The sequence below is a fragment of the Mucilaginibacter sp. NFR10 genome (genome assembly GCF_900100445.1).
GTDB classification, from domain to species: Bacteria; Bacteroidota; Bacteroidia; order Sphingobacteriales; family Sphingobacteriaceae; genus Mucilaginibacter; species Mucilaginibacter rubeus.
On the sequence record NZ_FMTV01000003.1, the window covers coordinates 329,017 to 344,436 of the forward strand.

The 15,420-nt window shown below is 36.9% G+C and carries 16 protein-coding genes; all 16 read right to left on the reverse strand.

The window, feature by feature from the left end:
* Positions 1 to 85 precede the first annotated feature (85 nt).
* Positions 86 to 1,030 (reverse strand): GDP-L-fucose synthase family protein, encoded by a 945-nt coding sequence (locus BLP33_RS12505; RefSeq protein WP_090528588.1) that lies wholly within the window; start codon positions 1,028 to 1,030, stop codon positions 86 to 88.
* Between the two features lies 1 nt (position 1,031).
* Complete coding sequence (gmd, locus tag BLP33_RS12510) at positions 1,032 to 2,147, reverse strand: GDP-mannose 4,6-dehydratase (protein ID WP_090528591.1); 1,116 nt, start codon at positions 2,145 to 2,147, stop codon at positions 1,032 to 1,034.
* A 103-nt stretch (positions 2,148 to 2,250) separates the two neighbouring features.
* On the reverse strand, positions 2,251 to 2,997 hold the full coding sequence (locus BLP33_RS12515) for a WecB/TagA/CpsF family glycosyltransferase (RefSeq protein WP_090528594.1): 747 nt from the start codon (positions 2,995 to 2,997) through the stop codon (positions 2,251 to 2,253).
* 187 nt (positions 2,998 to 3,184) lie between these two features.
* Positions 3,185 to 4,030 carry a 6-hydroxymethylpterin diphosphokinase MptE-like protein gene (locus BLP33_RS12520; protein ID WP_090528598.1) on the reverse strand — a complete coding sequence of 282 codons (846 nt, stop codon included), beginning with the start codon at positions 4,028 to 4,030 and terminating at the stop codon, positions 3,185 to 3,187.
* A 35-nt stretch (positions 4,031 to 4,065) separates the two neighbouring features.
* Entirely contained in the window at positions 4,066 to 4,740 is a 675-nt protein-coding gene (locus BLP33_RS12525; RefSeq protein WP_090528601.1) for a cyclase family protein, read from the reverse strand.
* An 84-nt stretch (positions 4,741 to 4,824) separates the two neighbouring features.
* Positions 4,825 to 5,277 carry a NanQ anomerase/TabA/YiaL family protein gene (locus tag BLP33_RS12530; RefSeq protein ID WP_090528604.1) on the reverse strand — a complete coding sequence of 151 codons (453 nt, stop codon included), beginning with the start codon at positions 5,275 to 5,277 and terminating at the stop codon, positions 4,825 to 4,827.
* A gap of 7 nt (positions 5,278 to 5,284) precedes the next feature.
* Complete coding sequence (locus BLP33_RS12535; protein WP_090528607.1) at positions 5,285 to 6,349, reverse strand: AroB-related putative sugar phosphate phospholyase (cyclizing); 1,065 nt, start codon at positions 6,347 to 6,349, stop codon at positions 5,285 to 5,287.
* The gene (locus tag BLP33_RS12540; RefSeq protein WP_090528610.1) at positions 6,342 to 7,103 is read right to left on the reverse strand and encodes an SDR family NAD(P)-dependent oxidoreductase; all 762 of its coding nucleotides are present in this window, start codon (positions 7,101 to 7,103) and stop codon (positions 6,342 to 6,344) included. The genes BLP33_RS12535 and BLP33_RS12540 overlap by 8 nt, the downstream gene beginning before the upstream one ends.
* Before the next feature lie 9 nt (positions 7,104 to 7,112).
* Positions 7,113 to 7,718 (reverse strand): D-sedoheptulose-7-phosphate isomerase, encoded by a 606-nt coding sequence (locus tag BLP33_RS12545; protein WP_090528613.1) that lies wholly within the window; start codon positions 7,716 to 7,718, stop codon positions 7,113 to 7,115.
* Between the two features lie 30 nt (positions 7,719 to 7,748).
* Complete coding sequence (locus tag BLP33_RS12550; protein ID WP_090528616.1) at positions 7,749 to 8,741, reverse strand: Gfo/Idh/MocA family protein; 993 nt, start codon at positions 8,739 to 8,741, stop codon at positions 7,749 to 7,751.
* Between the two features lie 8 nt (positions 8,742 to 8,749).
* Positions 8,750 to 9,667 carry a phosphoglycerate dehydrogenase gene (locus BLP33_RS12555; protein WP_090528619.1) on the reverse strand — a complete coding sequence of 306 codons (918 nt, stop codon included), beginning with the start codon at positions 9,665 to 9,667 and terminating at the stop codon, positions 8,750 to 8,752.
* A 62-nt stretch (positions 9,668 to 9,729) separates the two neighbouring features.
* The gene (locus BLP33_RS12560) at positions 9,730 to 10,446 is read right to left on the reverse strand and encodes an acylneuraminate cytidylyltransferase family protein (RefSeq protein ID WP_090528621.1); all 717 of its coding nucleotides are present in this window, start codon (positions 10,444 to 10,446) and stop codon (positions 9,730 to 9,732) included.
* Positions 10,447 to 10,654: 208 nt separating this feature from the next.
* A complete protein-coding gene (locus tag BLP33_RS12565; RefSeq protein ID WP_090528624.1) occupies positions 10,655 to 11,749 on the reverse strand; it encodes a glycosyltransferase family 4 protein in 1,095 nt (364 codons plus the stop codon).
* Positions 11,746 to 12,426, reverse strand: a complete 681-nt coding sequence (locus BLP33_RS27170; protein ID WP_139159983.1) for a hypothetical protein — start codon at positions 12,424 to 12,426, stop codon at positions 11,746 to 11,748. The genes BLP33_RS12565 and BLP33_RS27170 overlap by 4 nt, the downstream gene beginning before the upstream one ends.
* Before the next feature lie 575 nt (positions 12,427 to 13,001).
* On the reverse strand, positions 13,002 to 14,429 hold the full coding sequence (locus BLP33_RS12575; protein ID WP_090528630.1) for an oligosaccharide flippase family protein: 1,428 nt from the start codon (positions 14,427 to 14,429) through the stop codon (positions 13,002 to 13,004).
* 62 nt (positions 14,430 to 14,491) lie between these two features.
* Positions 14,492 to 15,397 (reverse strand): glycosyltransferase family 2 protein, encoded by a 906-nt coding sequence (locus tag BLP33_RS12580; protein ID WP_090528633.1) that lies wholly within the window; start codon positions 15,395 to 15,397, stop codon positions 14,492 to 14,494.
* Between the last annotated feature and the right edge of the window lie 23 nt (positions 15,398 to 15,420).

The window sequence follows — 15,420 nt, forward strand, 5'->3', positions numbered from 1 at the left end:
AGTTTGCCTTATAAAAAGGCAAACTTTTTTTGAAATAACTGCCGCAAGCGGCATATAGTTAAAGCGCGTTATAAAACGGAATCATTTAACGTTGAGCAAATTCACCCTCTTTGCTCAAAAAATCCTGGTAAGCAAATTTAATTCCATCTTCCAGGCCGGTATGATATTTCCATCCGGCTTCACTCAACTTGGTTACATCCATTAATTTTCTTGGTGTACCATCTGGTTTAGAAACATCGAAAGTAATCTCTCCTTCATAACCGATAATTTTTTTAACAAGCAATGCCAAATCTTTTATAGATATATCCTCACCCGTGCCAATGTTAACAAGACCGGGTTCATTATAGTTCTCCATTAAATAATAGCATGCTTCGGCAAGGTCATCGGCAAATAAAAATTCCCGTTTCGGAGAACCCGTTCCCCAAATGGTTACAAACGGCGCTTCCTGCTCTTTGGCTTCATGAAACCTACGTATCAGTGCCGGCAAAACATGCGAATTTTGAGGATGGTAATTATCATTAAACCCGTATAAATTTGTAGGCATAACTGATATGTAATTACAGCCATATTGAGCCCTGTATGCATCGCACATCTTTATTCCGGCAATTTTTGCAACTGCATAAGGCTCATTCGTTTCTTCCAACAAACCCGTTAATAAGTAATCTTCTTTTAATGGTTGAGGAGCAAGTTTAGGATAAATACAACTTGAACCAAGAAACATCAGCTTTTTTACATCATTCAAGTATGATTGATGGATGATGTTGTTTTGTATTTGCAGATTATCGTACAAAAACTCGGCGCGGTAAACATTATTGGCTACAATACCTCCTACTTTTGCTGCAGCCAAAAAAACGTAATCTGGTTTTTCCTGTTCAAAAAAATCAGCTACCGCTTTTTGGTCTCTTAGATCAAGTGCAGATGAACTACGGGTAACAAAGTTAGTAAAACCCTCCTTTTCGAGCTTTCGCTGAATGGCTGAACCAACCATCCCCCTGTGACCGGCGATGTATATTTTACTTGATTTATCCATATTATTCAAATTGGTTTTTAATGCTGTATCCTGATTCTTTCAATAACTTTTCCCTTCTGAATAAATCCACATCAGCCGCAACCATTTCTTTAACCAATCCCTGCAGGTCATATTTAGGAGCCCAACCTAATTTTGTTTTAGATTTTGTTGGATCGCCGATAAGTAAATCAACTTCTGTCGGGCGGAAATACGCTTTGTCGACCGCTACTACTTCCTTACCAATTTCGATCTGAAAATCAGGGTTATTACAGCTAACAACATATCCAACTTCGTTAACACCTTCACCTTTAAATTCAATCTCGATACCAACTTCGGCAAATGCCAGCCTTACAAATTCGCGAACCCTGGTAGTTACCCCAGTAGCGATGACATAGTCTTCAGCAACTTCCTGCTGTAATATAAGGTACATGGCCTCCACATAATCCTTAGCATGTCCCCAGTCCCTTTGAGCATCCAGATTGCCCAGAAATAATTTATCCTGCAACCCCATAGCAATTTTTGCAGTTGCGCGGGTAATTTTACGGGTCACAAAAGTTTCACCACGCAATGGGCTTTCATGATTAAATAAAATACCGTTGCATGCGTAAATTCCGTAAGCTTCCCTATAGTTTACAGTTATCCAATACGCATACATTTTTGCAACTGCATACGGAGAACGAGGGTAAAATGGAGTGGTTTCTGATTGAGGAACTGCTTGTACCAGTCCATAAAGTTCAGATGTTGAAGCCTGGTATATCTTAGTTTTCTTTTCAAGCCCTAAAATCCGGATTGCTTCAAGCAATCTTAAAGTACCAATACCATCAGCATTAGCGGTGTATTCGGGAGTATCAAAACTAACCTTAACATGCGACATAGCCCCAAGATTATAGATCTCATCGGGCTGTACTTGCTGAATAATGCGGATAAGGTTAGTACTGTCGCTAAGATCACCATAATGTAGGATCATATTTTTATTATCATCGTGCGGATCCTGATATAAATGGTCAATCCTATCTGTATTAAATAACGAGCTGCGGCGTTTTATACCGTGTACCACGTATCCTTTTGACAATAGTAGTTCGGTTAGATAGGCACCGTCCTGGCCTGTTATCCCTGTGATTAAAGCAATTTTCTTCATTATATTTTCTTTTATTAAATACTACAAACGGAACCTCTATTTCAAATAATTTCTGTTAGGCAACTATTACTTAAAATTAAACAGTTAAGCAAAAAGAAGCCGGCTACGAAGGAATAACCCTCCTTTTAAATTTGATCATAAATATTTCGTACAAAAAAATCGGCCCATAATATAAGTAACGTCTCCATAAGCGCCTTGGCTCCTTCAATAATCTCAGCAGCCATTCCATTCCCAGGTTAATTGCAAGCTTACCTGGTCGTTTTACTGTTCCTGCATAAAAATCAAATACTGCCCCTATCGAGCAAATTACATTTGCATCAATTTGATCTTTTAAAGCATAGGCCCATTTTTCCTGTTTTGGGGCTGTCATACCAACAAATAGTACATCCGGCTTAAAATCATTTATGGCTTTAAGCATTTCCTTATTATCGCTGTCGCTAAATTGCGGTTTATACGGGGGCGAATATGACCCAACTTTAATATTAGGATACTCATCATTTACCCGCTTTATGATTTTTCCTAAAGTTTCATCTGTTGCACCGAGATAGAAACATGAACCATTATTCAAATTTGCCTCATTTAACAAATAGCTATGTATATCGGCTCCTGCAATTTTCTTTATTCGTTTCCCGGTCAGCAATCTTGTAGCCCAAACAATAGCAACACCGTCGGGCAGCAGTATTTCAGATTTTTTAAGAGATTCTTTAAAATCAACATCTTCTTTAGCAATACAATATGAATATTGATTAATGGTTGAAATTAAGGCTTTCTCCTTTATAGAAACCTTATTCAATGAGTCAGCATAAACAGTATAGCCAAGACAACTTATAGTGTTGAATATATTTTTCATATGGTATTTATTTTCATGCAGCTAATATTTTTTATTACTAAAGGCCGCCTTTTTTGATTAAACTTTTAACAAATTTAATTTAAAACACGGAAAATATTGAAATTAAAGCACTGTAATTTACGATAAATTATCTTTTTTGCAATTACCAATGTGATAAATCTGTTAACTACTTATGCCCCGTAAGGTGTTATCCTTTATTTCTTGAGGGAAATAATGAGTAAAAATCAATTTTTTCAAATATTTGCAAATTCCCGCCAATTGTGGCATCCTTAATTATCCGTCCATCTTGCTCAAACGCCTTCCGAGACAATTTATAGGCAAATTCTTCGCTTTGCAAATCCGGCGCAAACCATGTCATTCCAGGTTTATAATACCCTTTTATAAAATGATTGTCTTCTTTTCCTGTACTTTTAATAGTTGCCCCTGATTTCGCATTGGTATTATATGAGTGATCTTTTCCTATAATATATAGCTCGTTAAACCCCATATAAAACGCCAGCTGCATTGCCATATAAGTAACTGACTGGCCGGTACCATATCCTTGTCTGGCGATGTTTGTAGAAAATTCAGGTGTTAATTTATCTTTTATAAAGTATTGATTTTTTCTTTTTGAAAACTTGTGTCTATAATCCCAATTGAAAAAACATGGCAACTGTAAATTATCATAGTCATCAATAAATTGAGATAACTGGGCTTCTATATCGATACACGCTAAATATGTAGGCGAAAAACCAGTTTCTTTTTCCATTAAATAAATCCGGTTTAAGCCTATAGTATATTCATTTTTCAATAGTGAAAAATCGATATGCTTCAAACTTGGGCCATTGGCAATTAAAAAACACCGTTTGCCGGCATGTATATTTTTAAATTGCTCAATACCGCTCCTGTTTGCTTTTGTGAATGGAAAAGGGGCAGCCCAAATAACTTTTTGAGGTATATCAGCAATCCTTCTCCAAATCGCTTTACTTATCCTTGATAGGGTAACATCGCTCCTTTTCAGGGTTAATAAACGTTTAATATTTCCTAATGCCATAATGTTTGATCAAGCTGTAATTATTTTTTCAGTGCTTAAGATTCACGCTTTTTTGCCAAAACTGTTACAGCACCACCATTTCCATCTTCCACAAATAAAGGGGCTACAATTACCCATTCAAATTCATGATATGCTTCGTTTAACGCCATATCCTCTATTACAAGAATACTTTTCTTATCGCCGCCCGGGCAAAGGAACTGCCTGTGGCTTTCCCTTCCCTGTGGTCGGAACTTCCATGAAGTAAGGGATATAAAATCAAAGCCTACACATCTTAGTTCAGGGTATTCGGTTCTGAAGTAATCTGCCAGTTCCGGCGCCAACCCAGGGTTATCGTTCCAGTACTTATCGTCATTCCTGTAATTTTCAAATCCAGTACGTATCAGCAAAAGCTCAACATCTTTATTAATTGGTGGTAAATTTTCAAAATCACTGATGTTTATCAATTTTGCCTCGCTGCAAAGAATCTCTACCGTAACAACGTTTTTATAAAAATATTCTTCCAGGGGTATTTCAAAAGTCTTTTTTCCGTCCTGGCAAAAATGAAAAGGCGAATCGATATGGGTACCTATATGGTTATTTGAAAATATCCAGCAAGCCGTATTTGCCGTTTCGCCTTTTAAAATTGACGAATTATCCCTTATAAATACGCGATCCTTATTTCCGTACGACGGCGTATTTTGTGAGATAATATGTGAAAGGCGGATATTCATAGGGATAGATTTATTTTAAACATGAAATTTGGGCAGCAACAATGTTGATTAATATATAGCACCTGTTAACAGATTACCAACACGCTAAATAGCTACCTTAATAGTAATTTTTTTAATAAACTCTGGCTGATTAACGTAATGCTGAGGGCCGTGTCCGTCTTCGGGAAACATTATAGCAAATATTCCGTTCCCTATATCAACATGAGTACCCTGGCTTGATGGATCTTTATAGAAGGTACGGTCATGCTCTTCACTATACGGAATATTTACATTCATACCTTCAATTGGCGACCATTTAACCCTTTCAAGGCCCCTTATAGGATATTGAATGTCAATAACGTGTTTATGAGCTTCATATCCCCTTTCAAAGTTTTCAACGGTATTATATTCGCTAACAATCGCTTTTACGTTATCGTTAATTTTATAAACACCAACTTCAATATCCGGAGTGGCATTTTGTAAATATTGAAGACCAGCATATATATCCTCAGAAATGCCTTTATATGTATCAATATTCTTTAATTTATCAACTATCATTGTATAATTAGTTTAATTCGTTTGTAAAATACTCGTTTAGCCATCCAACAAATTGTTCATCCATCGGCCTTAAATCTTTGAATATTTTGCCGTAACCTTTATTAAGGATCAAGCCCAATGTTTTACCTACGTTCTTTTTGTCTTTGCTTAATGCTACCGTAAATTTATCAAGCGAGATATCAGTAATAGAAGTTCCCTCCCATACTTGTTTTAATAACTCCCTTATGTTTTGACGCACCGAATTATCAATGTATCCAAGCTTTACTGATACAAAATTGGCTATATCCATACCGTAACTTACAGCAATTCCGTGAGGTATCCGATAATTAGTTAATGATTCGATAGCATGCCCGAATGAATGCCCGTAATTAAATACAAGGCGCTCGTTTTTGTCAAATTCATCCCGCTCAATGTAGCCTTTCTTTATTTCCAGGCTTCTGTTAATGATACCGGCTAAAACTTTTTTATCTGTTAGGGCCTGCGCATATTCATTTTTAAACCTTGTAAAATCCTCTTCGCCCGATACAATGAAATAGTGGCACATTTCGCCCATTCCTGATTTCAAATCCCACAATGAAAGGGTATCTAAAAATTCAAGGTTAATAAATATTTGGTTAGGCGGATAAAAACCTCCCAGCTGATTTTTATATTGATTAAAATTGATAGAGGTTTTACTTCCTATGCAGCTATCGCCCTGGGCAAGTAATGATGTTGGGAAAAAATACCAATCGACCCCACGGTACATGATTGACGCTATAAATGCTGTAGCATCCTGGGTTATACCGCCGCCAATGGCAACCAACCTATGATTTTTTCTGAAACCATTATCTATCAGGTTTTCAATTATAGGCATTACCCCCTGGTAACTCTTAACCTTTTCGGAGGCATCAATGCCAATGTGCCAATACAAATCAAGTACCGGCTGAAGCAGATCTTTATATAGCTCCTTTATTTTGTTATCAATGATAATTACGTCGCCTTCTTTAAGTTCCTTAAGTAAAACTCCTTGCGTATCATCAATAAACTGAACACCGTAATCGTGAACAATTGATTTTATTTTAAAATTATACATTGGTATATCCTCCGTCAACAATTATATTTTGACCTGTTAAATAACTATTTAAATTGCTGCTTAAAAAAAGTACAACGTTAGCAATTTCTACAGGTTGAGCCATCCTGTTCATAGGGATAACTTCAGTTAGTTTTTTCAAATCTTCGGCCGAGTTTGTGGTAGCTGTAAGCTCCGTAAGCGTAAAACCGGGCCCAACTGCATTTACCAGTATATCATACTTACCCAATTCAATTGCCAACGTTTTGGTAAGCCCAACAATGGCATTTTTATTGGTGGTGTAAACAGAACGCCCCGGCCTGGTAATAGCGCTCCAGATAGAGGTGATATTAACAATGCGGCCATAACCGTTTTTTTTCATCAGTTTGCTAACTTCACGGCAAAGCACGTACGGTCCCTTTACATTAACATTATGCAGCAAATCAAAATCGGCATCGGTAGTATCCACGTTGAGCGCAACCTTGTTAATCCCCGCATTATTGATAAGCACATCTATCTTATCTAATTCATTCAGTTTCAACAAAAACCTTTCAACTGATTCAGGACGGGTGAAATCAAGCTGTAAATAACTGATCCTCTTAACGGTATTTTCATTATTTAAACGCTCTATTTCGGAAGCATTAGTTCCGGTTAAAATTACAGAACAACCGGCTTCAAGAAAGCGTTCGGCTATCGCGTTGCCAATGCCCCTTGTACCGCCGGTTATAAGTGCCACTTTACCAGTCAGATCAATCTTTATGTTAGATATGCTATCCATAAAGAATAATTAGTTAGCAGTAAGTGCTAAAAACTCCTCGTCGGTTGAAAGGTAGTTTACTATTATATGATTTAAGATCATATGCACGTCTTCAATCGGGCCGTAATCTCCTTTAGGGTTTGGTGTATACAGTGGTATAGATGATATTTCATTTAATTTTCCACCCAAAAAGCCTACGAATGCAATTGTAGTACCGCCTAATTCATTAGCAAACTCGGCAGCCTTCACCAAATTTGGTGAATTTCCACTTGCTGATATAGCGATCAAAATGTCGCCTGAAACAAACTGACCGCGCATTTGCTCAACAAAAACATCGTCAAAGTTATTATCATTACCTATTGCGGTAATCATAGGTACGTTATCGGTTAAAGCGATAATCTTAGGGCGGAACTTTGAGAAATAACGAACAAAGAACCTGAAGTCGGCCTGCATGTGAGATGCTGTAGCAGCGCTCCCGCCATTACCAACAACATAAATGGTATTGCCGTTTTTAAAGGCGGTGATCATAGCAGTAATTACCTGCTCAAGTTTTGTAACTTCAATTTTATTTAAAATATCAGTCAAACGGGCGATATAATCACCCAGGTAGTTTTTAACTTTCTCTTGTCTTTCCATTGTAATAGATTTTTATCTTATTGTTACTAATTAAAATTCTTTTTGTTCGTATACTTTATCTATGATACGCATGAGTTTGTAAGCATCCTCCGAATTACCGATGGCTATCGGCTTATCAGCAGTAATTGAATCAAAAAAATGATCCATTTCGTAACGCCAGCTGTTGTTATCAACATACTTGGTTACTATTTCATCTTTCCAGGTAGCCGCAGGCGCCGTCGACCTGTTTTTGGCAATGGAGAGTGTTTCTTCGCCATATGACATTGATGATGTTATAAGCCCGTTTAATACCATATAACCTTTTTCAAGGAATATCTCTAACGAAAACAAATGGCGCCATTGCGACATGGTAGAGTGTAATGAAGCTACTTTGCCCGTTGCCGATTCTTTAAGGATCACAAAAGCGTTATCCTCAACATCCATGTGCCAATAAAGGTTTGAAACCTCAGCTTTAACAACATCAAAATCACCTGAAAGGTACAGGAACAAATCAAGCATATGAATACCCTGATCCATTAAGATACCACCGCCGGCTAATTCCTTTTTAGCCCTCCATTGGTTAAAATAATCGCTGGTTACACTTTTTCCGTAACGGCCACGCAACCATAATACTTTTCCATATTCACCGCTGTCAATCAGCTTTTTGATATGCATAACGCTGTCATGATGACGGTGATTAAAACCGTACATCAATTTTTTGCCGCTGGCTGCTTCGGCCTTTTGTATCTCTAATATATCAGCACCGGTAAAAGCGGGTGGTTTTTCGCAAAAAACATGCTTTCCGGCATTCAGGGCCCGTATGGTTAAATCTTTGTTTAAAAAGTTGGGGGTGCAAACTATGATCGCATCTATATCTGCATGATTTATAATTTCCTCATGGCTGATATTGGGGATACCTTTTATTTCAGTTTCTCCATTGGGCTCAGATACAGCTACTACAACGCCTTTTTTAATTTCATCGATAGCCTGGTGCCGGATTTTTCCCATTACACCATAACCTATTATACCAATTTTGTAATTCATAGTATGTATTATTTTAGTGCGTTAATTAAGTTTTTAACAGCGTCAATTTCCATTAATAGTTTTCCTTCTTCGGCGTATGAACCAAGGTGAGGGGTAAGCACTACATTATCCAGATCGCATAAAGGGCCTGAATATGGCTCAGAAGAGAAAACGTCAATAGCAGCTCCGGTTAATTTATTGGCTGCAAGGGCATTATATAAAGCTTCTTCATCAACAATACCACCGCGGGATATATTTACCAGGAACGCGCCTGTTTTCATCAAATCAATCTCTTTAGTACCTATTACCGCAGATCCGTCTTCATTGCCTGGTACATGAATTGTAACGACATCGGCTTTGGTTAACAATGTATCAAAATCAACCAATTCAACTCCGTTATCTGTTGCCCAAGCAGCATCAGCGTAAGGGTCATAACCAATTACCGGGTTCCCTATCCCCCTGAACAGTTGCGATACCAGTTTACCAATACGTCCTAAACCTACAACTCCAACAACTTTATTAAGAAAAAGGTTGCCTACCTGCTTTTTCCATACTTTATTTTTAAGATCAGCATGAGCCTGTGGTATTTTTCGCAATAATGACAGTGTCATAGCCAGTGTCAATTCTGCAACTGCCCTGGTTGGGCCATCGGGGGTATTGGTTACAATAATCCCTTTTTCGGCTGCGTATTTTAAATCTACGCTATCCATGCCTATTCCAACGCGGCTGATACATTTCAACTTAGGCAGTGCATCCATTACCCTGGCGGTAAGTGGTTCTACACCGGCTACTATACCAATGCAGTCTGCAGCCAACTCTATAACTTCATCTTCTGTTAGCTTTCTTCCGTAAGGGTTATTGATTACTTCATAACCATTTTGGAGAAGCAACTCTACAGGTTCATTTCCAACTTGGCCAAAAGACGAGGGCGAGGTTAATATTTTCATAGTATAAATTATCGTTCTTTTATTACAATTGTTATGTTGACAAAATGCAATGGTGTCCTTAATTACTTGCTCCAGTACTTGGGCGTTGCATTTTGGGTTGACTGATATTTCCTGGCAATTAATAGCGCCTCGGCAAGCCTGAAATCTTTTTCCTCGCTTACCTTCACAGCTACCAATGGGTCAAGCGGCCAAAAAAGCCTGTTCACCCCAAAATATCCGCTTCGGTTGTTTTCGTATAGTTTTCTAAAAACATTTGCGTTCCATATAGTTACAGCCCAATTACATATTGTAATCACCCTATTATTCTGCGATGGTGCAAGCGGGCCATCAACTACAATGTTTATTGGTTCATTATCAACAAATGACTGCATTTGTGTTTGTGTACATCCAATAAGAGTGTCTGCATCTGATGCCGAATATGCCTCGAGCGCACCCTGGATATCAGCTTCCCGGATAAGAGGGCAAACAGGATTAACAAGCACCAGTGTATCCGGATTTTTGGCATTAATAAAATCATAAGTAAAATCTTCGCCGGTTGCGTCGTCTCCACCCAATAATGCGGGGCGCCGGTATACTTTACAGTTTAAACTTTCAGCTATTGCCGCAAGTGAATCATCATCGGTGTTCACATAAACCTCATCTAACAGGTTACAACTTAAAGCACTTTCAATGCTATAGGCAATCATTGGTTTACCATCCATGTACCTAAGGTTTTTTGACTGTACCCTTTTACTTCCGCCTCTTGCGGGGATATGAGCTATTACTTTTCCTAATTTCATAGAATGAGATTATAATATTATTAACGACTGACTTTTAAATCAGATTATCCTTTTTTTGATTGTTGCTTTATCGCGATTAAACTTTTAGCAACAAATATAGATGCCTTCGCAGCCTTAATAGTGTATAATACCATGGGGTTGCCGTTTATTAATTCAAAATTTTTCAGCTGCCCTTTTACTACCCGGCATTTCTACAACGTATTCTATCTTAAATTGAATCAACTAAATATTTTATATTTTTAACATAATTATCAAACTCAGCAAAAGAACTTACACTTGCTTTAAGCCTTTCTTTGTCATAGCTTGTGTTTAACATGCTATTAATTTTGGCGGTTAATGCTTCTTTATCATCAAAGTTGATAAACTCAGCTCCCTTATTTACTTCTCTCAATACCGGAATATCAGAACATAACGCCGGCGTTCCAACGTACTGTGCCTCTATAGGTGGTAAACCATACCCTTCAAATGACGAACTGTAGATTAATAGTTTTGACGACGCTAAATGCTTATATTTTTCGGACTCAGAAATACCCGATTTAAAAACCAACTCGATACTGTTTTCTTTTGCCTGATTGATCAAAGCCTGATATATCTCCGGATTTAATTTTGCCGGATTACCAATAACAAGTAAAATATACCCGGCAGGTAAAGCATTTATAATATCGTTAAGCACATTTGAGTTTTTGTGCTTTTCTCCAAAACGTCCGAAATAAATAACCTGGTTTCTTTTTTGAGTATCGATAAAACCATCTGCAACCTTTGAGTTAATACTCAGATACAGTTGTTTAAAACTTAAGTTAGGATTAAATCGGGCATAATATTCTTCAGCATACTTTGTTCCTTCCTTCGTAGTTGACAGTATTGCATCAACTGATGGCAAAATCTTATTGCTATATTTATAAGCACTCTCCGGCCTGCTTTGCGGGGTTAGTTTATTAATCCAGTTTGGACTTTCGAAATCAAGAAACCACAACTGACATTTGGAAGCACGTTGAAACTTCTTAACAGTTGGATAGAAAAAGAACCTATCAAACACGATAGATTTTTTTGAAGCCAGGTGCGGAACAACCAGTAATAAGTCGTAATTATTTACACGCGGAAAATTAAAATACTTACTCACTTTTAAGTGCAAATTTCCGCTTCCGGGGTAAATGTTAAAATCATCAAAAAACACCGGCGCTAAATTGGTATAATAATCAACCGTATAACCGTTTGCAGCAAAGCCATGCGCCATCATCAGCGCGTGGATTCGCCCTCCAGAGTAGTTGTTTTTATAATTTAATGCAAATACAGCTACCTTCATGATTTAATAAGTTGCGTTTCTGCCTGACTATTTAACATTATCTTTTTTAACCGGGCTTTTTCATTGACTATATAAAGACAGATTGAAAAGCAGATAACGCCCGCAGCATAAGAAAATGGCCAGCTGAGTAAACTCATTAAGAGTATTGTTATTAAGAAAAAAAACTCAGTTGTTTTCTTTGACTTTCGCATGGTTTTGTATATCAGGGAAAAATATACACACAGATAAATTAGTCCAAAGCGTGCATAATCTCCTATGAAACCTACATCGGACAAAAAATACCCTTCAGATGCACCTAATCGCGTTACTTTGGCGCCATATGCCGAACTGGCATCATACTGTCCATTTCCAAACAATACCTCCGAAATATTATCAGAGAAATTAAACAAGAAATAATTGGCGGCCTTTACCCTGATGTAGCTATCGCCCTGATGTATCTGATCGGCCGTTAAAGCCGTTATCTCTTCATAATACTTAGTTGGGATTAAGAAAATAGCTGCGACAAATAAAAGGAACATTACCACAATCGCCCTTGCTTTTTCTTTAGAGTTGATAAATAAAAGGAATATACCAACGGCACAAGCAAACAATATATAGCGCGACCCCTGTAAAAACAAGCCTGCCGTTAAAAGAATAACTAATGCGAATTGAAACACCTTAAATCCCTGGCGGATCATTCTGTCAATCAGGAAAAACAGTCCCAGATATATGTATTCCTGTCCGTCGATTCTGAAACGAACGGTTGATCTTTCGACGAGAAAATTGGAACTATTTACAATTTCAATTGGATAAACTATTACCTGTATGATTACTATCAAAGAAACCAGTGATGCCAGGATCAATATGGTGTTATACATCATATCTATATCCGGCTTTGTTACCAACAGATAAAAATATAATAAATAAAAGTACATGAACCGCTGCTCGAGAAAAGTAGTCGCGAAATCCTGATCATGAAACATTATCGCATTGAACGCGCTGATAAAAACACAACCAAGTATAAAAAAAATCGGCCTTTGAAAAATGGTAAGTTTTAACTTATTCAAATTGGCTAACACAGTACCAAATAAATAAATTATAACCAGCGCCTGACTTACGGCAATAACATTCACGCTAAAAAAGATCAACCTGAAATAGCCCGATCCCATAAAAAGTATAAGCGAAAGAAAAATAGTTTTTAATTTCATCTATTTACCGTTTAACCCCCAACACTGCCATCTACGCATTATTATATTAAAAAAACTAACCACAGTTATTGATTTTCACGTTTAAAAAAAGCTTTAATGCTACTATTATTAAAGTACAGTATAACAAAGAATATCAAAGCACATACTCCTATTCTTAAGATCAAGCTATTATCTGGTATAAATATACCAATAGCTATTACCGCAAGTGAAGCTATTGAAGGCTTTATCATAACTGAAAACGTTAGCTTCAATGATCTGTAGAAAACCAAAAACAATAATGGCGTAATAATCAAATATGATAAAAAATATGCCAGCGCTTCGCCTTTTGCCCCATAGTACGACCCAAACCACAATACAGGAGTACATAATATAGCGTTCGCTATACCGCATATCGACAAAATCCTTTGTTTATCTGCTGCCATCCAAAGTGTTCCGACCAAACCCTGGATAGTAAATAAGAAAACAAACCAAATTTGATATTTAAAAATAAAAATAGCGGGCAGATAGTCCTTTCCGAATACAATGAGGATTATCTCCTTGCTGAAAATTGAAAAGAACACGCATATCAGCAATAAAATATTAATAAACAATGGCATCAATTGCTGAATCTTATCTTTAAAACGTTCGGCATTGTTAACCCATAACACGCTTACGTTAGGAAAAAAAGAAGAAAGTGCAAGAGTTGTAATTAATTTTACGGGCTGTGTAAGCCTGTTGCTTGTATTAAAGTATCCTAACTCAGCATTACTACTATTTATTTTCAAAAAGTTGTTTGCCAAAAAGTTTATCGGAAGATTTACCACGATTAGTATAAAGTATGGCAAAGCCTGACCAAAAATGTTTTTCACTGTCGCCGCAAAATCAACTATTTTGTTATCTAACAATTTAGCTTGTTTTAACGCAAAGTAGGCAACCACTATGTTTATAAACAACACTATAGTGTAGGTGATAAACATAGTTTGATAAGTAAACAATTTATTACTTATGACAAAAATGAAAACTACCCAAATGGCTAATGTTATTGATTTTAACACTCCGGGATAAAGCATTCTTTGATGAGCCATATAAACAGCTTCAGAAGTATCCCAAAAGTTCAACGACATTATATTAATACTTAAAATAACAAACGTAAATGCATCATAAGGAGATACCAACCAGCTGTACAGGCCTAATAAAATAATAGATCCAATAAATCCGATACCCTGCAGGTAAATACCAGCCCAAAAAATGGTATTTGATTGATTCAGATCTCTGGCTATATTCCGAATTAAAATATTCTTAATCCCGATAGAAGCTATGGTAGCAAATAACTGTCCCTGCACAAGTAGGTAACTAAATTCACCAAAGCCTTCTGATTTTAATCTCCGGGCTATATAAATTAAGCTCAGAAGGTTAAAAACCTGATAAACCAGGTTACCAAAAACCAACTCGCTAAAGTTTTTTACAACTTTTAAGGTGCCTACTTTTTTAAACTTCGCTACTAAACTAACCATTATCAAATTAAAATCTTTTTTCAGGCTGTAAAAATGGGATGGATCATCGCCTTACCTATTCACTATATCTTTTTAAACAACCCTACCATTAGCCCTTTTATATATACACCAACCTTATCAGGAAAATAATCTCTGAAAATGTACCTGTATACAAACTTAGGAAGCATCCATAATTGCTTGCCAATGCCATATACCAGGTTTTTGGCGGTTCCATGTTTCTTAATCAGATAGAAATAATTACGTGCGGTATAAAACAACGCTTCATTTGATGGGAACCGCCTTCCTTTTTCACCTGCGCCATCTTTCCATATATGTTCATGCCAGCAATGAACATCAGTGGTAACCGCTATCTTAATACCATGTTTTACTGCCCGGTAAAATACATCTGTTTCGTCGCCGTATAAAAATATCTTCTCATCGTAAAGACCAACTTTTTCCCAAAACTCCTTTTTAACCATATACATTCCTCCACAAACAAAAGTCACCTCTTTATAAGCCGGGATAGAAGCATCAAGTTTAGATCCTACATAATGTTTCTTTATCACAAAATCCTTAGTTGAAATTTCACCTCCGTATTCGCGAATTATGGGCGATCTTTTTTCATAAAAAATCACCGGGCATATAACTCCATATTCAGGCTTTTCTTCCATTATTTCAGCCATACGGGTAAGGCTGCCCTTTGGAAGGTACATATCCTGAATTATAAAAATGATGTGCGTACAATCCCGGGTCATGGCATATTTTATCCCGGCATTGAAGCCACCTGCTACACCACCATCTTTCTCAAGCTCAATAATTGTTGAATTTGTGTAATAGTCCCTAACTTTCTTTTTATAGCCGGGTTTTGAACCGTTATCAACAATTACGTGTTCATACACTTCATCTTTAAACTCATTATAAAAACTGCACCACTGGTCAAATTGATAATCTTCATCATGAGCCGTTGTAACAACAAGGATTTTATTCATAAAATAATTTTTCTATTATTAAT

Excerpts from the sequence above, each read along its gene's own strand:
- BLP33_RS12505 (WP_090528588.1), bottom strand. The coding sequence starts at position 1,030 with ATGGATAAATCAAGTAAAATATACATCGCCGGTCACAGGGGGATGGTT.
- gmd (WP_090528591.1), bottom strand. The coding sequence starts at position 2,147 with ATGAAGAAAATTGCTTTAATCACAGGGATAACAGGCCAGGACGGTGCC.
- BLP33_RS12515 (WP_090528594.1), bottom strand. The coding sequence starts at position 2,997 with ATGAAAAATATATTCAACACTATAAGTTGTCTTGGCTATACTGTTTAT.
- BLP33_RS12520 (WP_090528598.1), bottom strand. The coding sequence starts at position 4,030 with ATGGCATTAGGAAATATTAAACGTTTATTAACCCTGAAAAGGAGCGAT.
- BLP33_RS12525 (WP_090528601.1), bottom strand. The coding sequence starts at position 4,740 with ATGAATATCCGCCTTTCACATATTATCTCACAAAATACGCCGTCGTAC.
- BLP33_RS12530 (WP_090528604.1), bottom strand. The coding sequence starts at position 5,277 with ATGATAGTTGATAAATTAAAGAATATTGATACATATAAAGGCATTTCT.
- BLP33_RS12535 (WP_090528607.1), bottom strand. The coding sequence starts at position 6,349 with ATGTATAATTTTAAAATAAAATCAATTGTTCACGATTACGGTGTTCAG.
- BLP33_RS12540 (WP_090528610.1), bottom strand. The coding sequence starts at position 7,103 with ATGGATAGCATATCTAACATAAAGATTGATCTGACTGGTAAAGTGGCA.
- BLP33_RS12545 (WP_090528613.1), bottom strand. The coding sequence starts at position 7,718 with ATGGAAAGACAAGAGAAAGTTAAAAACTACCTGGGTGATTATATCGCC.
- BLP33_RS12550 (WP_090528616.1), bottom strand. The coding sequence starts at position 8,741 with ATGAATTACAAAATTGGTATAATAGGTTATGGTGTAATGGGAAAAATC.
- BLP33_RS12555 (WP_090528619.1), bottom strand. The coding sequence starts at position 9,667 with ATGAAAATATTAACCTCGCCCTCGTCTTTTGGCCAAGTTGGAAATGAA.
- BLP33_RS12560 (WP_090528621.1), bottom strand. The coding sequence starts at position 10,446 with ATGAAATTAGGAAAAGTAATAGCTCATATCCCCGCAAGAGGCGGAAGT.
- BLP33_RS12565 (WP_090528624.1), bottom strand. The coding sequence starts at position 11,749 with ATGAAGGTAGCTGTATTTGCATTAAATTATAAAAACAACTACTCTGGA.
- BLP33_RS27170 (WP_139159983.1), bottom strand. The coding sequence starts at position 12,426 with ATGATCCGCCAGGGATTTAAGGTGTTTCAATTCGCATTAGTTATTCTT.
- BLP33_RS12575 (WP_090528630.1), bottom strand. The coding sequence starts at position 14,429 with ATGGTTAGTTTAGTAGCGAAGTTTAAAAAAGTAGGCACCTTAAAAGTT.
- BLP33_RS12580 (WP_090528633.1), bottom strand. The coding sequence starts at position 15,397 with ATGAATAAAATCCTTGTTGTTACAACGGCTCATGATGAAGATTATCAA.